This is a genomic window from Xanthomonas hortorum pv. pelargonii, from assembly GCF_024499015.1.
GTDB lineage: Bacteria > Pseudomonadota > Gammaproteobacteria > Xanthomonadales > Xanthomonadaceae > Xanthomonas > Xanthomonas hortorum_B.
The window spans coordinates 3058906-3078746 of record NZ_CP098604.1 but is presented as its reverse complement, the minus strand read 5'-3'; the positions used below and the strand labels follow the sequence as shown (position 1 = coordinate 3078746).

Genomic DNA, 19841 nt, shown 5'->3' with positions numbered 1-19841 from the left:
CGACGCGACATCCCGCACTCTCAGGCCTCGTTGTTCAGACCTTCCCTAAGTCTTCGAGAGACACCGAAGAGCATGCGACGCGTTGCCCGGCGCTGACCTTCTTTCAGGTGCTCAAGGCCTATGCGCTGGTGAGTAGTCAATGGAAACCGCGCAACGTTGAAGGCTTGCGGGCGGAAGTGCGCCAGCGCCGTGAAGAGTTGACGCAATGGATGGATTGGACGCTGGGGCGGACACGCGAGGCCATCGAAGCAGACCTGGGAGAGATGAGTTGGAACCTAATCGCGCAGATCGAGGCCGGTGACCAAATTTTTGACGTTCTGGACTTGCGTATGGCGAAGGAGGCGCCGACGATTACGCGGGCCCATCCACCGACCAGCTTTGACCTAGAAACCGGGCGCTTGAGCATGTGCTCGATCCCCGGCCAGCCCGCTGTGCCGGCTCCCGGCCGCGGCAGCACGACCCATGTGGTGGTCGATATGATGGGCAGGAAGTTTCGACTAACGAAACCGAATCGGACAAGCCTTACTCGCTGTTTACGCGCCTGACCGGCCTACCACTGGTGGAAGTGAAGCTACCTGGGACGATCTCGGCATTCATGCTCGCGCGTACATTCAGCTACAAAGATGAGCCCTGGCGCTTCGATATGTTCGGCGGCAGCCGCGCCGCTCGCAGCAATTCGGTTAGTAGCAGCCTTGTATTGTCTGCCGGATCTGAGACCGGATCTCTGCTGCCGGCGTTTCGCTATGTCGACACCGTCCCGGGCAGCAGTCTGATGCGGCTCGCCGCCAAGCTCGCTCCGCAACGCGAAGATTGGTCGCGCGTGCAGCGATCGCTGCTTGAGATGGTACCGAGTGACCATGTCGTTGAAGGCACCTTGCGCCTGGGTTTTCGACGACGTCGACGGCCCTGCGCATCCCTTCAAGCCTTTGGCAATGGAGGGAAATCCCTTGGCGTTGTGCCCCAACGATGGCTGCGGATTTCTAAAACTGGAGGTGGCATTGCGTATCCCTGCGTTCCGCAAGCATTACGATGCATGGCATGCAGTGCAGGCTAATCAGGCGAGCCAAGAGCAGCGCGATCTCCTCGCTAAGGACAAGGGCCCCTCGATGATGCCGGCGCAGGCGCTACAGCACTTCCCACGCGACAAGGAGGCGCTGGAGGAGGCACGCGTTGCTACGCAGCAACAGCTTAAGTTGTCGCGGCCCGAGGAGAATGAACCACTCTCTTTGTACAAGCTGGCTGTCGGTGGCGGCTACCAGGGCCAGCGGGTCAGGGCAGTGCCATCCGCCGACGACAAAGTCCATCTGCCGCGGCAGCGCAGCCAGGCCTTCGACCTCGCAGGCGGCCCCCTGCTGATCGGCAAGCCACCTTATGACAAGGAGAATCTGCTGCCGGTGCCTGAGCAACGCATAGCCACCCCGGCTAAGGGCGACGCCACCGCCGAGTTCCTATCGCGGTCCTTTGGCATCCAGTACAGCTACACGGGATTCGACGACAGATCGGGAGCCGACCCACAGATGCTTCACAGCAAAGGCATGCTTGTTGTCGTGCCGGAGAAGAATTGGCCGGCCGATTTTGCAGATACGGATCTGGCGTGCTCCAAGGAAGATCTGAAGACGCTGTCGCGCTGGACGACCGGCCGCGACCGCAGCGCCGTACCACGCGACATGCTCAGCACCGGTAGTCTGCGACTAAAGGACATTGTGGAACCTGGGCGCCTGGGCGCTCTGCCGATTAACGAGTTGCGCAAGCGCAACATGGATACCGACGGGGACGACGCCTTCGTATACGCAGGCTACCCCAAGCTGGCCGCGCTGATTTCGCGTGTAATGGAGGATCGCGAGGAAAGGCGCGGTGAGCAAAAATCCTTCAAGCCAAAGAAGACTGCCACGCCGGCCATCGACACTCTCAGCGGCCATTACCAACCCGGGCGACTGTCGGAGATCATGTCCCTCAAACGCGGCCAGCAAGTCACTTCTGCAGCCGCCACCCTGGCGGCGCGCTTCATGGCGCAACCCGATGAACTGCGCGAGGCAATGGCGCGCAACATGATGTTCGGCACCTACGATGGCATTGAGCGCAATCTGCGCGACAGCTTGCGCGATATGCTCGAAGGCGGGCCTATAAATCCGGAGATGTTGACGGAACTGCGTACCCAGGCACACGATGCGATCGAACGCGCCCATATGCTTGAAGCGCGTGAAGCCGCCGAGCTGCTGGAAGCGCAGCTGGTGGGGCTGGGGCAGGCCTCAGCCGCCGCCACTGAGGCGCCGCGCCTGCCCGATGCCCTGGCCGAAGCGTTGCCGCGGCTTGCCCAAGCCTACATTGCCGCACCTGATCTCCAAGCTCGCATCCACGCCATCCTCGATAACTACCCAGTGTGCGAGCTCTCACACGCCGAGTTCCCGCAAGGACAACCGGGATTCATTCCCGACGAACCGGAGCTAACCATGCGTAACCTGTTCACCGTCGCGATCAAGGTGGGGACAGATGCGCTTAAATCCGACACAGGCACGGCGCTCTTCTCCCGAATCGTGAGGTCGTGCGAACGATCGGAAAGGTCCTTCGCCGACCGGGTGCGCACCGTGCCTTATAGCAAAGCGACTGCCCGTGCGATGCACGGGGGCCGCTTCTATCCCGAACAGGCCAAGGCACTACTTCAACGCATGCCATCCATGGCTGCAGGCGTCATGGAAGACGCGCTTGACGCGTTGCAACAGGCAGCCTTGATCGAAACGCCGCCGCCGCCGGCCCAGCGCCTGCGCACCGAGCAGCCTAAGGACATTGCGCTTGAGGCACAGGTCTTGCTGACCCGTGCTCGCGATATGGAGCCCGGGGTCACCGACATGCTGACGCATATTGCCGAGCTTCATGGCGGACAACTGGCAGGAACACAGCATCGACTGAAGTCGCTTGGTTCGCTGAAGGGAAAGCTCAATCAGCGCATTGCTTTGAAAAAGCAGACGCTCCAAGAAGCGGCGGCCGGTGTCAACGACGCCCTGCGCTACAGCGTATTGCTGGAACCACTAAACTTTACCGTCAACCTGCGCAGTGTGCTGGCCGCACTGGACAATCAGGAGCACAAACGTGTCAAGCTCACAAATCAATTTACCACGCACAACGCCCCTTCAAGGCAATCAATGTCACGCTGCGAAGCCCTGAAGGTGCGCTCTGGGAGATACAGTTCCACACGCCCGAGACCTTTGAGCTTAAGGAGCAGTTCCACGACCTATATAAACGCGCTTTCACGCTGAGGCTTGATGGTGCTTCATGGGTGGAGCAACGCAAACTGCAGGAACCTGCGATAGCTGCATTCAATCGCGTGGCTTTGCCTCCAGAGTGCGACGAGATCGATGACTGGGAGCAGGAGAACGTCCCTTTTGGGAGAACTAGGGAAGGTCTGAACAACGAGGCCTGAGAGTGCGGAATGTCGCATCGTTCCGGAGAGTCGCGTTTGGATTTTAGGATTTTCGCCATTTCTGGCGCTTTCCATGGGAATTCCCCGGGTTACAGGCGCACGCTCCCCATGGCAGGCAGTAACTGCTTTCGCTTCATCCACAGATTGGAGAGCGCAAACAAGGTCAGCACGTGTGCGGTGTTCTTGGCCAGGCCGCGATAGCGGACCTTGGTGTAACCGAACTGGCGCTTGATCACCCGGAACGGATGCTCCACCTTCGCGCGCACGCTGGCCTTGAAGTGTTCCCAACGCTGTTCCCGAGCACGCTCGCGTTTGTTGCCGATGGCTTGCAGCGTCGAGGGCCTGGCGGCAATGAAAAATGCAGCCTTGCAGGTCTGCAGTTCTTCGCGTTTGTCCGCACCGGTGTAGCCGCTGTCGCCGAACACGCTGTCTTCTTTGCCATGCAGTAATGCGTGCGTCACCGTGACGTCGGCGACATTGGCGGCTGTGCAATGGACGTGGTGCACCAGCCCGGAAAATTCATCCACGCCGATGTGCGCCTTCATCCCGAAATACCACTGATTGCCCTTCCTGGTCTGATGCATTTCAGGGTCGCGCGCGTGATCGGCGTTCTTGGTCGAACTGGGTGCAGCGATCAGCGTCGCATCGACGATCGTGCCCGACCGCAGGCTCTGGCCCTTGCGTGCCAGATGCGCGTTGACCGCGTCCAGCATCCGCGCGGCAAGGCCATGGGTCTCCAGCAGGCGCCGAAAGTTCAAAATCGTGGTCTCGTCCGGAACGTTGTCCAAGCCACCGAGCTGGGCAAACCTCCGCAAGATCGGGATCTCGTGCAACGCTTCTTCCATCGCCGGATCGCTCAACGCATACCACTGCTGCAGCAAATGAATCCGCAACATCGTCGCCAGTGCGTATGGCTGTCGACCAGGGCGTCCCGACACCGGATAGTGCGGTGCGATCAGACCGAGCAAGTGCTGCCACGGAACGACCTGCTCCATCTCGGCCAGGAAGATCTCCCGGCGGGTCTGCTTGCGCTTGCCCAGGCCTTCAGCGTCGCCGAACGTCAGTTGCATGGATTACTCCTCAACATGAGGCGGGTAGTGTCGCGTATCTATGGTGCGTTGTTCAGAGCTTCCCTAGGTGTTCAGTCCCGGCATTAGATGGATCGGATTCACCTTGAACCGCTCTGGTTCGGATGTCCACTGTTTGCAGATGAATTCGTACGGTGTCAGACCCTTCAGGGCTTTGAGCCTGCGACCGTAGTTGTAGGCGTCGATGAAGTTGGCCAAATGCTGTTGCTGTTGTGCGTGATCGTCGTAATGGAAGCGTTTGACAGTGGCTTCCTTGATCGTCCAGTTCATCCGCTCAACCTGCCCGTTGGTCCAGGGTGCTTGACCTTGGTCAAGCGGTGTTCGATGCCGTGCTCCTCGCATACGCGAGTGAAGATATGCTCAAAGGCATATCGGTCGGAACTGCGGTTGGTGAACTGGATGCCGTTATCGGTCAGAACCGTATGCAGGGTGTAGGGCACTGCCTGGATCACATTGCGTAGGAACTGCGCTGCAACCAGCTTGTAGGCCGAGGCATGGAGTTCGGTGAGCGCAAACTTTGACGTCCTGTCGATAGCCACGAACAGATATAGCTTTCCCTCGGCTGTCTGCACCTGTGCAATGTCGATGTGGAAGTAGCCAATCGGATAGCTTTTGAAACGCTTATTGGCGGCTTTGTCACCTTTAATCTCGGGGAGCCGAGAGATGCCATGGCGCTGCAGGCAGCGGTGCAGCGATGAGCGCGTCAGATGCGGCATGCTCGGCTGCAGTGCGTAGAGACAATCGTCCAGCGGCAGCAACGTGTGCTTACGGAAAGCGACAATCGCCGCCTCATCCGCAACGGACAACACGGTGGAGCATGGCTGCGTCGGCCCGGTTGGCAAATCGGCAACCGAGGTCCGCTTCTTCCACTTCGCCACCGTCTTCTGATTGATGCCGTAACGCTTGGAAAGCGCTCTCAGGCTCTCTTGACTATGTTGTATCGCTCGACGGATCGCCTCTGTCGTAGTGGCGCTCCCATGCAGAACCTGGTCCATAGTGCTTCCTTCCATTCGAGGGAAAATAATGCACCATCAAAACCTGGGATCAAACAGTGGCCATGTGTCACTTAGCGCCCAACAGAAATCGGCGATACGTTGCTCGATCGTATCCGCGCATGTGCCACAGGGGAAAGGACGCCCAGCGGCGGGGACGATATGCATAGGCGTATTTCGAGAATTCTGTAGCAGATCGAGCGGTACTATCAAAACCCTCTGAATGCAGGTCACCCTTCTACCTCTACTGTCGGGGTTTCTCCGGATACCAGTGATGAAGAGATGGAGCGCATCCTTGGGATCATCGACTTATCGCTCGAGGCGCAAAGGGCAGGCGGTCAGTCCCAACTACTCAAGCCAGTCATCAGCGGACTCATGATCGAGCATGAGGTAGCGCCGCTCGCTGCGAACATGCTGCCTGCCTACGAGACCCGCATCAATCCGCCGGCCGAAGACTTTGCACGACGAATGCAAAATTTGCTCCAGCATCTTGTCGAGGGAGCGCCAGTGGCGCAGGTGGTGTACGACGTCGTCATCGAGGGCAATACGAGACATGACGCAACGCGGTTAGTCGACGCCCTACGACCATTGGTCGAGCCTTTCCCAACGCTGGGGAACAGCCCGAATTGGCGGGTGCGTCAATAGTGTATTGCCTCCCGTCATCGGGAATTTCTTTTACTGATTAGGCTCGATTCTCAGCCAGCAGTCGCAGGATCGGTGCCCGCCCGGGTTGATGCTGCGGCCACCTAAATCCAACAAAGTGGCGCGATGAGCATCAACGCTGTGCAGTTCCGGGCTGAAGTGTAGATGCCGGATTTTTTGCGTCCTACGGCACCGAGGCCAAGTGCTAGCGCGCTCTGCATAGATGGCGTTGGCCGCAGGGATTTCGCTGCCCTTGCCGTGCTGGACGAGCACGCTCGCGCTTCAAGCGTGGTGGCGTCATCTATTACCAGCGCGTGCCGGCACCAGACCAGCCTGATCGCTGGCTCGATGCTCAAGGCATCAAGCTGCCGCTGCGCACCTGGATGCTGGCCTTGTACCTGTTAACCTCGACCAGGACCAACATGGCAGCGCTGGAGTTGATGCGGCATCTGGGCATCACGTTGGCGTTCAAATTAGCATGAGGGTGGCAGCTATCTGGTGTAAAACCTACAAGGGAAACCCTTGCGCAGCTCTGTCGATAGACGAAGCTGCGCCCGCTTGGCACTCGAGGGTAATAAGACGACCCGAAGCAGGGTCCTGCTATAAGCCAACCTGGCTTGTGAGAGACAACTTCGCTGGATTGGTGAACGTGCATGGGCAGCCAGCTCCACTGCAGCCGCCGTATATCGAACCGAGAGAGCGCGCGCTTGCAGATCAAGTGACCGGCGTGCCAATGAATCGGGCGGTCGTAGCGATCGCCCTTTGCTCCTCTCACTAAACGCCTAGAGCGTGTTATGAACTTTTGGGTCGATGCAGCTATCGTAGCTGGATGCATAGCAGGCGCCCGTATCCAACCGATGTTTCCGTCGCGGAGTGGGCGTTCGCCGCACCCTACGAGCGATTGCCAGAAACCCTGGCTGGCCTGCGTTTCGTCGTTTTCACGGTCTTCATGCTCAGCAACGCGGCCACCGTTTTTCAAGGTTCATAACACGCTCTAACCAAGCGAATGCTACCGGCGTCTGCCGCCCCTCAAATTCCTAAGATTTTCCTTTGTATCCGACTCGAAGTTGTCTTGAATGGACTTGGGGATGCTCATTTTCCCCAGGGGCACCCCGCCCGAGCCCTCCAGATTCTCGCGGATTTCACCGTTTTTTCTCTGCTTGTCTAATCGCCTCTCTTCATAATGCAAGCCTGCCAACACGGGCATTTTGAGTATTTCCACATATTTGCTGATGCTACTGCCGATTAAATAACCTTTGACGGCATCACTAGGCTTCCCTCGCTCGGTCGGCTTGGTCGCTCCCTTGCCTGCTCCTTTGCCTGCTCCTTTGCTCGTGCCCTTGGTCGCTCCTTGGGTAACTCCTTCGGTTGCGCCCTTTGTTGCGCCTTTTGTTGCGCCTTTGGTTGCGCCTTTGGTTGCGCCTTTGGTTGCGCCCTCGCTTGCCGCCTTGGCTGCGCCCTCGGCGACCCCCTTGGCCACCCCCTTGGCTGCGAGTCTGGCCGTGGGTCCACCGGCGGCACCCACCACCGCCCCGGCCATGTTGATGCCGGCGAGTTCCCACGCCAGTTTCATGTCGCCACCTTGCAGCGCGGTGTCGATCACCTGTGCTGCCTGCGCTTCGCTCTCCAATACCACCGCTCCTACATCCGCAATCTCGCCGATGATGGGGATGCCGTTCAACGCACTCAGTCCTACGGAGGCCCAGTCCAAGATCTTGCTGTCCCACTTGAGGAACTCATGCAATCCCTTGCCGAAGGTGCCGATGTCCTTTTTCTTCTGCTTGATCTCGGGTTGATCGGCTTTGCCCATCAACATGTCCGCGACCGCCTTCTTCTGGTCGGGCGATGTGGCCGCGTGCGTAGACGATTTCTCCACGGCTTTGTTGGCGGCCGTCATATGATCGTAGAACTGCCGAAAATCCTTGTTGCTGATCTTGCCTGAGTCGACGACATGGCCACCGCCGAAGAAGCTGTGGGGTTTCTTGTAGCCAGTGATCGAATTGTTCAACAAGCCGAACAGCAGCGGATCGCCCAATAGCTGTTTGGCGGCGTCGCGCACGGCGGGGTCGGCTTTATCGTCCTTGACGATCGTGTCGAGCTTGTCGCGGGTCACCTCTTTGCCATCGCCGAAGAACGCATCCTGGTGGCTGTTGATGGTGTCGAGCGTTTTCAGTTCGGGTGCGGTCAGGTGCATCTGCGATGCGGATTTCTGCAGAAAATCCGGCGTACTCATCGAACCCGCGTCTCCCGCCAGCGCCTGCCACTGGTCGGGGTGATCACGAAAATACTGCGCGGCGGCGATGACCTGCGGCGGGCACTTCTTGGTCTTGCTGTCGCCTTCGACCAAGTGCTTGAAGGCGTCCTGGTTCAGATCCTTCGGCAGATAGTCCGAGTAGCGATAGAGTTCGCGCATCGCGTCGCTTTCGGTCATGACCGTTGGCTGGGTCGTGTCCGGGCTGTCCGACGCCACATAGTTCTGCGTGTAGGCCTTGGCTTGCTTGTCGGCATACTGAGCGATCTGCGCGTGTTTTTCGGGCACTGAAAAGCGTGTGAGATCCTTGTCAGTGAATTTTCCATCGCAACTTCCTTTGCTGCCCTGCGCACCGATTGCATGAAAAAGAGCTGGATCTTGCTGTAGATCTGCGAACGCTTTCTGCAGATCCGGCGGTGTGGCAGGATCCTTCGACCTGGCATCGAGATCCGCCCACTTGACCGGGCACTTGTCCTTGTGGCGATTGAGTGTGGTGACGATCTCCAATTCGTTCTGGGTGAGCGTCCCGCCATCCCAGGTGACCGAAGAGCCGTCCACCGGCGGCGGCAGATCGCGTCCCTTCATTTTTCGGGATTATAGGTCGCGTTCTTTCCGCCCAGGTCACTCACCTGCGGATGGCGGTCGGCAAAGTCGTAGAGGTTGGCGGCAATGAGCGTGCCGTTGCATTTACCCTGGTCGTCGTGGTGGTGCTTGCCGTGCCCCTGCGATGCCATCGCGAAGAACAGGCCAGGATCCTGTTGCAGGCCTTGCAGCGCTTTTTTCAGGTCCGGCGGAGTGGATGGATCGTTGATCTTTTCGTCGAGCTTGCCGAACTCGATCGGCATCATGTCGCGATGCTGATTGAGCGTGGAGACGATCTCAAGCTGGGACTGCGTGAGCGTGCCACCGTCCCAGGTCACCGATGAACCTTCTGCCGCCGGCGGCGGAGTCGATCCCTTCAACTTTTCGGGGTTGTAGGTCGCGTTCTTCCCGCCCAGGTCACTCACCTGCGGATGGCGGTCGGCAAAGTCGTAGAGGTTGGCTGCGATGAGTTTGCCGTTGCACTTGCCCTGGTCGTCGCCGTGGTGCTTGCCGTGGCCCTGAGATGCCATGGCAAAGAACAGCCCAGGATCCTGTTGCAGGCCTTGCAGCGCTTTTTTCAGGTCCGGCGGGGTGGATGGATCGTTGATCTTTTCGTCGAGCTTGGCGAACTCGATCGGCATCTTGTCGCGATGCTGATTGAGCGTAGAGACGATCTGAAGCTGCGACTGCGTGAGCGTGCCGCCGTCCCAGGTCACCGATGACCCCGGCATGGCGGGTGGCGCGGTGGCCCCCTTGATGTCCTTGGGGTCGAACGGGGTCGGCAGCGTCGGCCAGGACGTGCGTTTCTCGATCGGCTGGCCGGCCTGAATGTCGTCCGCTGAAGGCGTGGCGAACTGTGGACTGCCGCTGGCGGTCTCACTGGCCGACTCACTGAGTGGCTCATTACCGTAGATGGCGGCAATCAAGTTGTAAATCTGCTGCAAGAACAGGTTGTCCATCGCCAGCAACAGATCGGAGTCATTCATGGCCGAATCGGATCCGGGCGCCTCCGGCGACGACGTGTCATCCGTGAGAGGTAGAAACAGACCGGCGGCACTCCCGGTCGAAAGCGTGTTGAGCGACATGTGCGGCCTCGCAATGGCAGAGCAGTGACAGAGCGGCTGCCTATGAGTACATGCTTATACGGTCACACGGGCATGTCTCATGCGGCGAACACGAGTGTTGCCATTCTCGCCAAGGGATGCATGCGCCGATGAACTATTTTGGCGAAAAAAGCGCAAGAATTTAAGTGCACGAGGCCGATACCCTACCCAATATCAGCTTAGGGATGGTCTGATCAACGCTACCCGAGGACGGGAAGTTGTCCGCCGAGGCCGCTCCCGGCCAAACTGGAACTAGGCTGTGGGTGCGATGGTGCCCTGGTCCGCATCGCCTGCAAGAGGATCCCAGTGATGCTGCTCGCTGGCTATCGTTGGCATGAGCGACATCGCGGCCTGGGATGACCGGGCCGAGGACCTAAGCAAATTCGAGTTCGCGGCCCAAATAGCTGTTTGTCGGGGTCAGGCGTTGTTGTACATCCGCCCGGCCCCATTCGTGCGGCTCGATAACCAGGCCGGAATTCCGCAGGGCAAGGAGATGCTGACGGACGCCTTGATAACGCTGGATGGCGGCAGCGATCTCGGAATCGTTGAGCTTGTCTTTCAGCATCGACCGGATGTCTTCTTCCGTGAGTGCAAGGATGGCGCGCTCCATGTCGGTATCTACCACCGGGGGAAGCGAAGTCCCATGAAACGCCCTGCGTTGCGGGTCTTCCAGATCCGGCTGGGCACCGTCTGGGGCGGTAAGTTCCGCACCAAAACAGTTGTCGTTGTCGATGCCCATAACCTTGGCTCGACCATCCGGCTTGACGTGAATGAAATAGTTTTTGTCGTGGCGATCAGCTTCGCCGGTCAGATGGTCGAGCAGCTGCAGCTTCATCACTTCGGCGCACACGTTCGCCTGGACCAGGGTGGACGCATCGACCTCTTCGGCTGGCTTTCCTTGGGCGCGTTCCATGATCAGACCCAGAGCTGGCTCAAAGGGATCTTGTCCCAAATTCATCAGCGCCACGCGCGTGTCGGCAACCACGTGGAACCCGAGCCTCCTTGCATAGGCCACGGTTGCGAGATTGCGCATCGCTGTTTGCGGTTCTTCCCTGGAAATGCCCGTCAATCTGGCAACCACACTCCACTTATCCGGAGAGGGTGGCTCGTGGATAAGCGGCTTGAAAACCGCGCTCATCGCAGCTCCATCCGCGTTCCGGATCTCGACCTCGTACACCGTGTTGGAGAGGCCTTCTCCTAGCTCTCTCGGCGCCTGCAGCACCTGCGCGTTGGTGAAGGCAGGCATGGTGTCTTCCTTCATTTTCAGATTCAGCCGCGTGTACAGGCGATTGATCGACAGGTCGCCCAATACCTCGTCCAGCAATTGCCGATCGCTCGCCAAAACGCCCTGGCCCAGAATTCCCTCTTCCAGAGCTTCGGCCATTTTTTCGACCGCAGCAATTGGATCGATCTGGCCGGTGTGTGCGATCGCTAACAGATCACTGCGCACCAGTGCCTCGAACGACCTCCTTCGCTCCCCTTGCATCGGTTTGGGAGCTCCATTGCGGATCACGCTCCATCGATCGGCCACGCTGATAGGTTGCTTTCTGGCCGCCCGCGCCTTCAGCCGCTTCATGGTTCGCCCCCCGTTGGGCAAGGCAGCATGCAGTAGTTGTGCCAGCGCGTCGCACCGGGCTTGCTTGCCCAGCCTGGCGGCTTCTTCCTGGCTTAGCTCCTCGGCTAACAATGCACCCAGCGTCTGGCGGCGAGTCGGCAGGGGCTGCTGCACCTCTGCCGAAGGCAGCGGGTTGCTTACGGAAGGATGGAACTGGATCTCGCCCCGTGACCAATGGGCTGAAGAAAGGCTTTCCACCGCGGAGGTCCCTGGCAGCCGACCTGCCCTAGCAGCTGGCACCGGGGGCACAGGGATACGGACTGGGGAACGCTGCTTAGCTGTGCCGTCAGGCCGCTTTGGCGCACGACCTAGTCCTGACCATTCCCCGGGTACCACTGGCGTAGTGGACACTGGCGTGGCCGGCGGGCCGCCATGGTCTGTGCTTGCAGCATCGGAATGGGCTTTCGGAGCGCTCCAGAACAATTTTCTCAGCATGACGATTCTCTCTCTTCCATTGAGGCGGCAGCCCTTTTGAGTACAACCACGCCCCACGCTTGTATTTCACGATGCGTTTTTGCCGTCGCAACTTGGGATCGATCATCCCAACGCCATAACGGCGACGGCGGTGCGCCAACGCACCAAGACGCCAGCGCAGTTCGAAATTACTGTCGTCGCGCAGGCAATAGCTCAGCGCACTGGTGCCAATGCCGATCGCTGCCAAGATGCGGCGCTCGCTGGCACCACTCCCGATCCACGCGTGCACCGGCGCACCAATGCGCTCACGACTTTTCTCGTAGCGCATCCTTGACCAGAACGTTGAATCGCTTTGCATCGGGCACGCTCATTACGGCGAGCCTTGCTACGCGACGGGGAGCAAAGTCGCCCCACTGAAGCCATGGCGCCCGCATAGGTCCTTGATCGCGACGCCCGCGTCGGCTTCGCGCAGAAGCCTGATGATCTGTTCTACGGGGAAAACGCTTCTTCACGTCAACTTCCTCGGAGTAGGAAATCAGACTCCAAACCGGGGCGCTAGTCGAATCGGGGGGATGTCGGGTTCACTTGCGCGGGCGGATGGCGGGCTCCTCCATCGACCTACCACCTAAACCCGTTGCCACGCCAGGCAGCATCTGCATAATTTTCTTTCTCGATTGTGCAGTACATAATCTTATCGAACGACTTTGAGGATAGTGCTGAGGATTGATATCTGGTGCTTGGGTCGCCAACCGAAACGCGTTCGTTGAAAAATTTGCTTGTATCCACATAGGCATCAATGTGCCTTAGGAGCGGCTGCCCAATTTCAGGTGCGCCTCTCTGCTCAAGAAGATATTTATTGACATTCTCAGTCGATACTGGGCTTACGTTGGCAAGTGCAGCGGTCGCTCTGGCATCTGGCTGAGCCCGTGGAGGCCGTTGGAACAAGGGATTAGGCTGCGGATTTAAGCCTTTTGATTGGTCTAACGTCATTGCTGCTGGATGTGTCACCCACGCATCCACAACGACCGTATCTTTCTCGCCCCACGTGGGGTCACGGGGATCACCAATCAGCACGTAAGCATGGTCTTCATCTGCGTCGCTTACTCGAAGTAGAGGCGCATTGAGTGAGCTGGCCGCCAATAGCGTATAACCCACATTTGCATGTTCGTTGCAGTTTCCGGCTTGGTAAGCTACAGCCCTACCCGCATTCTGAATGGGATCCTGATTATACTCATTGTCTCGCAGCATCGCCCGCCTTGCCCATGACTCTCCTTGGGTGTAGCTGATGTCAGTTTTCTGGTTACCTGCACCATAAGGTAGCAAGTATTTTACTTTCAGCACTGTATCTTCAGCGAGCTTCAAGTTTTGCATAGTGGAGGCGTTTACTTTCTTCTTTTTCGAACTGAACTTACTCAGCCCGAGGAACTCAGGAGCTGTATATTCATGAAGTTTGACAATGGACTCTTGATCGAAGCCTGCCAAGCCATTGGGTGAATGGGATTCGTGTAAGCCATTGGAACGATGGATCTTTGGCATGTCAACGTCCTGGATACGGGACGGCAAGTCTGATCTTCTTGGCACTTTAAGATTTCTCGAAGAACGAACCTTTATTTTCATGTGCGAAATAAGCGAGTTAATCGACCGTCGTTCTGGATGTCGTCTAACGCGCGATGGAGCATAAGGGTGGGCTAATCAGTTCCACTCAAGGACAAGTAAAAATCGGATCCACCGCCGCATCGCAGATGCACGCTGGGGAGCAGTGCGGAGCTTCGGACCAATAGCCATCCGTTCGCATCTTTTTGCGCAGTGCCGGATCGGTTCTGACTTACTTGTTGTCCCCGCGCTTTTGTCGACGAATATGCGAATATTCATTTACACAAAACTAGACAGGGCGAGCGCACACATACTCATTGGCAGCCCGACCACATGCTTCAGAAGGATCCTCTTCGAGATCTTTTCGAAGGGGCGAAAGCGCCACCTTTAATCGCGGAAACTGGCAGAAAATCGGGGCTATTCCTAATCCTTCGATTGATTAATTGCGCGCTGGCAGGGCAATCGGCGGTATTCAGCAATTATTTTCACTTGCCGGCGACATGATTAATCATTGTCAATATAGCGCAGCGAACAGTTAATCAGTGATGGTGTTATGAACGCCAGAAGAAAAGGAAGAAATCATGCATCGTGTCGAAATGATCAAGCAGCGCTCTATAGAGTTGGCTGAGTCGACGAACCTTGCCATTGTGCCGACAGACTCCGCGACGGCAACAAACACTACTGGCGGCCGCCCTGTTAAGCAGTCGCCGCAACTACACGGACTTGCCGCCAGGCCCCCCAAGCCCGTAAGGCAGACCGTTGTGGGTTCGTCTGATGTGTTGCCGGGGCCATCAAGCCCTGTGTTATTACCCGCGGCTGCCATGCAGCTTCAGCGCATTGACACAGGCGAAATGCTGAGAAAAGCGCTTGGCAAGGCCAAGATCTTTAGAGATCTGATCGGCAGTAATGAAGGCCCGCAGGGACAACGAGGGGCTACGTCGAAAGTGGTCCCGGAACAGAAGGTCAAGCTATCGCTGGCTGCCATGAAGTCTGCCCGCGAAGGATTGCAGGCAGTCGCCGATTTGAAGGTGCAGGGGCGGTTGCAGTCTAAAGCCGCAGTGGAGCACGAACATGCATTGTTGACGCTTCTCGGAACGTCCGCTGTAGTCGGTTATGCAGCACGTGACGAACTGCTGGAAGACAAGTGGATGCAGCAATTTGACATCATTCGGCCGATTGAGCCCGCGATCGGCGCCACTACTGTGCAGGCGGAGCTGCACAACAGTGATGTTGAGCGTCAGCAAACCGAAGAGTGGCAGGGGTATTTGAGCGAAATCGAACAGTACCGGGGAGCAATGGATGAGTTGCTGAGACGCATGAAGGCGCCGGATACACACAAGAAAATACGCGAAAATGTCTCAGCCATGGTGCCGTTGATCAGGAGCAATCTGGGTTTTTGTCATGAAACGATGCAGTCAATCCGGAGTCTGCTCGTCGATATCCATCGTCTGCAGCTGGAGCATCAGGTCGAGGCCAAGGGCATGCCGGAAGTCATGGCTAGATTGCACGAATTGGACGAGGCCAAGAACTACTGCGGCGATAACGTAGCAGCGGCGTTTTCGGCGCTGAGCCAAGTCCTGATCGAATCGATATGTCCCTCGGAAGCCGGCGTTGCATTGACTCCGCAGGTGGTGGCACAACACAAAGACGTTCTTGAGGACTATGCAGAGCACTTTGGGCGCATCGGTCTGAAGCTATGCGTGGATGTCGCTACTCTCATTGAGAATGATTGCGACGATCATATCTGGAGATCGATGCTCGATTTGGCGCAGGCACTGACTGATTATCGACAGTGTGTGCTTGACCTCAACAGTTCCGTTGTCGCCGGAAAGCGCGAGGTCGTCACGTCGCCATCTGCAACGATTGAGCAGCTGCCCGTGCCGAGGGCGTCGCCGAGATCGGCCCGCAAGCATCGCAAGCCGGGCAATCGAGCGGCCGAAGAGTCTAGCCTCGTCCCTGCACCTCCTGCCATCTTGAGCGATACACGGACGCTTGCACAAAAACAAGCGGATGCGCTGTTGAAGAGCATTCCGCTGGAACGATCCATGGTGACCGAACTGGACGCGGACTTCATGCTGATTGCGGAAATGCTGGGAAGGGACACCAGCAGCGTCAACAGTATGATGCATCGCTCCGGGCAAGATGCGGCGATTGCTTTCACGCTCGTACGCGCGTCGGTCCGGGACTGGTTCGCAAGGGATCGGTTGCTGCAGACAAAGGCGAAACTGTCGCCAGAAGACGATCGGGTTGCCCAACTCACCGAGCGTTTGCAGCTGGTGGACATGATCGAGCAGCGTGTGCAGCTCCGCGAAGCAGATGCGCTGAAGAGCGACCCGCAGCCCCGTTCGCCGCATCTTTCGCGCTTGCTGAAGATGAGCGAGGTTGCCCGCGTAACTTCACCAATTCGATTACCCTCCGACCACGACAATGGAGATCGCGGCACGCTGTTTGAGATACGTATCGACCACGCACCGTTGTCCAACGGCAAGCGCCCTGCGCCATGGTTCGTACACCTGCATACTGCCGAGCCGGTGACGGCGGACGCGTTGCCTACCCTAGGCTACAAGGCTTTTAACGCCGTCCATCTGAAAACGGCAAGAGAGAAAAATCTAGGGAAGCGCTGGGAGATGCTCATGCGAGCGCTCGGTCATGCCGATGCGAAGGTACACCGCTCCACGATCGATTCGGCGCTGCTCGCCTCGTTGTTGCACATGCGAAGTGGTAGCGAAGCCACATTCGGATAGTTCTCAAACCAGTAGTGGCGACTGCTGTCAGCGCCATGCTTCGTTCAAGATGACAGGGCTCCGGGGAGCGCCTGTCACACGGCTATGCGTGCCGGCAGAGTGTCAGTTGTTATCGCGGTTTGTTCGCACAGAACTTGGTAGATCAGAGTGCGGTTAAATGCCATTTAAAGATGGAGAAGGCGGCAACGCGACCTGGCACCTTGTGTCTCAGAGCCAGCGCAATGGCGGACAACAGGCACATGACGGCTCGGCGTATGCACAGCGCAAGCAGCAGCTTCGCGCCCCAACATGTGTGCTTGGCGTGTGGCGTTCAATCGTTGTTGATACGCCTCAGCGCCTCAATTCCTTCGCGCAAGTGCTCCACCGTACTTGACGAGACCTCGTCAAATGTCTGACTTCTCGTGCCATCTGTATACACAGTGGCTGGATTGGTACTCAACCGAGAGTCCCACATTGAATCTTTGTCGACTCTGAACGCATGCACTGCCAATTTGTCCCCAAGAGACAATGCCGGCTGTTTATGCGCGCCTTGTCATGCTCGGCTCGTGCAGAGGGCAGCAATATCTCCGGATACTTGCCCATGACATAGACACCTTTCTTGCTGACGATGCGGATTGCGGGACTCACTGCGCAATCAGTAAGACTGCATAGATGTTTTCAGTGTAGGTGCCGGCAATTTGCTTCATCGGGTTCTTCCTTGATGAGAGAGGTGGTTATGAATGCGAGCCGGAGTGGCTGAGCGCTGCGACGTCCGCGCAGAGCCGATCGACCGACGCGGCCGTGGTCGCCCACGAGGTCACGAAGCGGATCACGTGGCTTCCATCGGCACGGACTTCCCAACGCTCGAAGTCGTAGCGTTGCGCCAGCTGCGCGGCCTGCTGCGCGCTGACGGCGATGAACTGCTGATTGGTCGGCGAGTCGCTGGTGAACTGCGCGCCAGCGGCCAGCAATCCGGCGCGCAAACGCTGCGCCATCGCATTGGCATGCGCAGCCAGCTCGAAGAACAATCCATCCTCGAACAAGGTGGCGAACTGCGTGCCCAGCACCATGCCCTTGGCCAGCAGCGCGCCGCGCTGCTTGATCAGATAACGGAAGTCGGCCTGCAATGCGGGATTGACGATGACCAAGGCTTCGCCGAGCAAGGCACCGTTCTTGGTGCCGCCGATGTAGAACGCATCGGTCAGCGTGGCGATCGTCGGTAGATCCAGATCGTTGCCATCCGCTGTCAGCGCTGCGCCCAGGCGCGCGCCATCCAGATACAGCAGCAAGTCGTGCGCGCGGCAAAAACGCGACAACGCGTCGAGTTCGGCACGCGTGTAGATGGTGCCGCTCTCGGTGCTGTTGGAGATGTAGACCAGGCGCGGTTGCACCATGTGCTCGTTGCCATGCACGCCAAGCACCGGCTGGATCAGCGCCGGGGTCAGCTTGTCGTGAAGCGCGGGCACGGTGAGCACCTTGTGGCCGGTCGCTTCGATCGCACCGGTTTCGTGCGTGGCGATATGGCCGGCTTCGACTGCGATCACGGCCTGATGCGGGCGCAGAAACGCGGCAATCGCGGTCAGATTGGTCTGCGTGCCACCGACCAACAGATGCACCGCCGCCTGCGGTCGCGCGACCGCCTGCCGGATCAACGCAATCGCACGTTCGCTGTGACGATCGGTGCCGTAGCCGGCGTTCTGCTCGGCACTGGCCTGCACCAGTGCCTGCAGCAGACGCGGGTGCGCACCCTCGCTGTAGTCGTTGCGAAAACTGATGCGTACGGCGCTGCGCTGCCCGTCCATCACAACCCCTTGGCTGCCTGCGCAACCGCACGAAACAGCGCGCGGCCCTTGTTCATCGTCTCCTGCCATTCCAGGTCGGGATCAGAGTCGTAGACCACCCCGCCGCCGGCCTGCACATACAGGTAGCCGTCCTGGATGACCGCGGTGCGGATCGCGATTGCGGTGTCGGCATCGCCGTGCCAGCCGATATAGCCGACTGCGCCGGAATACACGTTGCGTTTGACCGGCTCCAGCTCGCGGATGATTTCCAGCGCGCGGATTTTCGGTGCGCCGCTGACGGTGCCGGCCGGGAACGTGGCGCGTAGCACATCGCTGTAATTCAGGCCGGCCTTGAGCGTACCGGTCACTTCGCTGACGATGTGCATGACGTGGCTGTAGCGTTCGATCACGAACTGCTCGCCGACTTTCACCGAGCCAGGTTCGGCAACGCGACCGACATCGTTACGCCCCAGATCGATCAGCATCACGTGCTCGGCCCGCTCCTTCGGATCGGCCAGCAATTCGGCTTCCAGCGCCTTGTCCAGCTCGGGCGTGGCGCCACGCGGGCGGGTGCCGGCGATCGGGCGCACGGTGACCACACCATCGCGCAGGCGCGCCAGGATTTCCGGCGAGGAACCGACGACTTGCGTGCCGCCGACATCGAGAAAATACATGTACGGCGATGGATTGAGCGCGCGCAAGGCGCGATACACATCCACCGGGCGCGCGCGAAACGGCACGCGCAAACGCTGCGACGGCACCACTTGAAAAATATCGCCGGCGCGCACGTATTCCTGCGCCTTGCGCACCACCGCGTGATATTCCTCGCGGGTAAACGAGGAACGGAAATCCGACTCGTCGATCGCATCGGAAATCTGCGCCTGCGGATACCCCGCACCACCCTGACGCAGGCGATGCGCCAGTTCGTCCAGGCGCCGATTGGCGCGCACATAGGCCTGCGGCTGGCGCGGGTCGGCATGCACGATCAGGTACAGGCGGCCCTTGAGATTGTCGAACACCGCCAGCTCTTCGGAGAGCATCAGCAGGATGTCGGGCGTGCCGAGTTCGTCGGGTTTGTCGCCGCCGCCCAGGTGCGGCTCGATGTACTGGATGCACTCGAAGCCGAACCAGCCGACCAGCCCGCCGGTGAAGCCGGGCAGGCCGTCGAGCTGCGGCACAGAATGCTCGGCGCGCAAGGCATCGACCTCGGCGAGTGGGTCGGCAACCTCGCGGGTTTCCAGCACTTCGCCGTGCTCGCTGATTTCCAGCGTATGCCCGCGGAAGCTGTACACGCGCCGCGCGGGCAGGCCGATGATGGAATAGCGCCCGAAGCGTTCACCGCCTTCGACCGATTCGAACAGATAGGTATAGGCGCCGTCGGCGAGCTTCAGATAGACCGAGAGCGGCGTATCCAGATCGGACAGCACTTCGCGGACAACGGGAATACGGGTGTGACCTTCAGCGGCCTGGCGCTGGAACTGCTCTGCGGTGATCAAGACGACTTTCCTTCCGGGACTCTGTGGCGGGGCGGACGACGGCAACGGGCCACCATCGCCACCAGCGGCGAGCGGAAGAGAAGGAGCGTGAAGTCGTCAGGCGGGACACGTGGGTACTGTAGCGCAACTGCTGGTTTAGGGCA

At 58.8% G+C, this 19841-nt stretch carries 7 protein-coding genes and 5 pseudogenes; 3 read left to right on the top strand and 9 right to left on the bottom strand.

From position 1 onward, the window contains the following. Positions 1–50: 50 nt before the first annotated feature. Positions 51–3418, top strand: a pseudogene (locus NDY25_RS13455) (XopAD/skwp family type III secretion system effector); the annotation flags it as partial. An 89-nt stretch (positions 3419–3507) separates the two neighbouring features. Here the strand turns inward: NDY25_RS13455 and NDY25_RS13450 are convergent. The 3 genes and pseudogenes from NDY25_RS13450 to NDY25_RS13440 form a co-directional block, all read right to left on the bottom strand. Then, the gene (locus NDY25_RS13450) at positions 3508–4488 is read right to left on the bottom strand and encodes an IS5 family transposase (protein WP_256627481.1); all 981 of its coding nucleotides are present in this window, start codon (positions 4486–4488) and stop codon (positions 3508–3510) included. A gap of 63 nt (positions 4489–4551) precedes the next feature. After that, positions 4552–5501 (bottom strand): annotated as a pseudogene (locus NDY25_RS13445) (IS481 family transposase). 345 nt (positions 5502–5846) lie between these two features. Then, positions 5847–6053, bottom strand: a complete 207-nt coding sequence (locus tag NDY25_RS13440; RefSeq protein ID WP_251756908.1) for a hypothetical protein — start codon at positions 6051–6053, stop codon at positions 5847–5849. Between the two features lie 213 nt (positions 6054–6266). Here NDY25_RS13440 and NDY25_RS13435 point away from each other — a divergent pair. Then, positions 6267–6598: pseudogene (locus NDY25_RS13435) on the top strand (transposase); the annotation flags it as partial. 551 nt (positions 6599–7149) lie between these two features. On the opposite strand, the pseudogene NDY25_RS13430 reads toward NDY25_RS13435, so the two are convergent. From NDY25_RS13430 to NDY25_RS13410, 4 genes and pseudogenes are all read right to left on the bottom strand, one after another. Then, positions 7150–10058 (bottom strand): annotated as a pseudogene (locus NDY25_RS13430) (HrpF/NolX family T3SS translocon protein). Between the two features lie 391 nt (positions 10059–10449). Beyond that, positions 10450–11889, bottom strand: a complete 1440-nt coding sequence (locus NDY25_RS13425; RefSeq protein ID WP_233366646.1) for a hypothetical protein — start codon at positions 11887–11889, stop codon at positions 10450–10452. A 277-nt stretch (positions 11890–12166) separates the two neighbouring features. Further along, positions 12167–12589, bottom strand: a pseudogene (locus NDY25_RS23180) (transposase family protein); the annotation flags it as partial. Positions 12590–12723: 134 nt separating this feature from the next. Continuing rightward, positions 12724–13641: a BRCT domain-containing protein gene (locus tag NDY25_RS13410; RefSeq protein WP_168959943.1), complete on the bottom strand. Its 918-nt coding sequence runs from the start codon at positions 13639–13641 to the stop codon at positions 12724–12726. Between the two features lie 638 nt (positions 13642–14279). On the opposite strand from NDY25_RS13410, the gene xopP reads away from it, so the two are divergent. Continuing rightward, a complete protein-coding gene (gene xopP, locus NDY25_RS13405) occupies positions 14280–16442 on the top strand; it encodes a type III secretion system effector XopP (protein ID WP_256627494.1) in 2163 nt (720 codons plus the stop codon). Positions 16443–17155: 713 nt separating this feature from the next. Here the strand turns inward: xopP and NDY25_RS13400 are convergent. Further along, a complete protein-coding gene (locus NDY25_RS13400; protein ID WP_168959942.1) occupies positions 17156–18223 on the bottom strand; it encodes a threonine aldolase family protein in 1068 nt (355 codons plus the stop codon). Continuing rightward, complete coding sequence (gene trpE, locus NDY25_RS13395) at positions 18223–19698, bottom strand: anthranilate synthase component I (protein ID WP_006448477.1); 1476 nt, start codon at positions 19696–19698, stop codon at positions 18223–18225. The genes NDY25_RS13400 and trpE overlap by 1 nt, the downstream gene beginning before the upstream one ends. Positions 19699–19841: the final 143 nt, after the last annotated feature.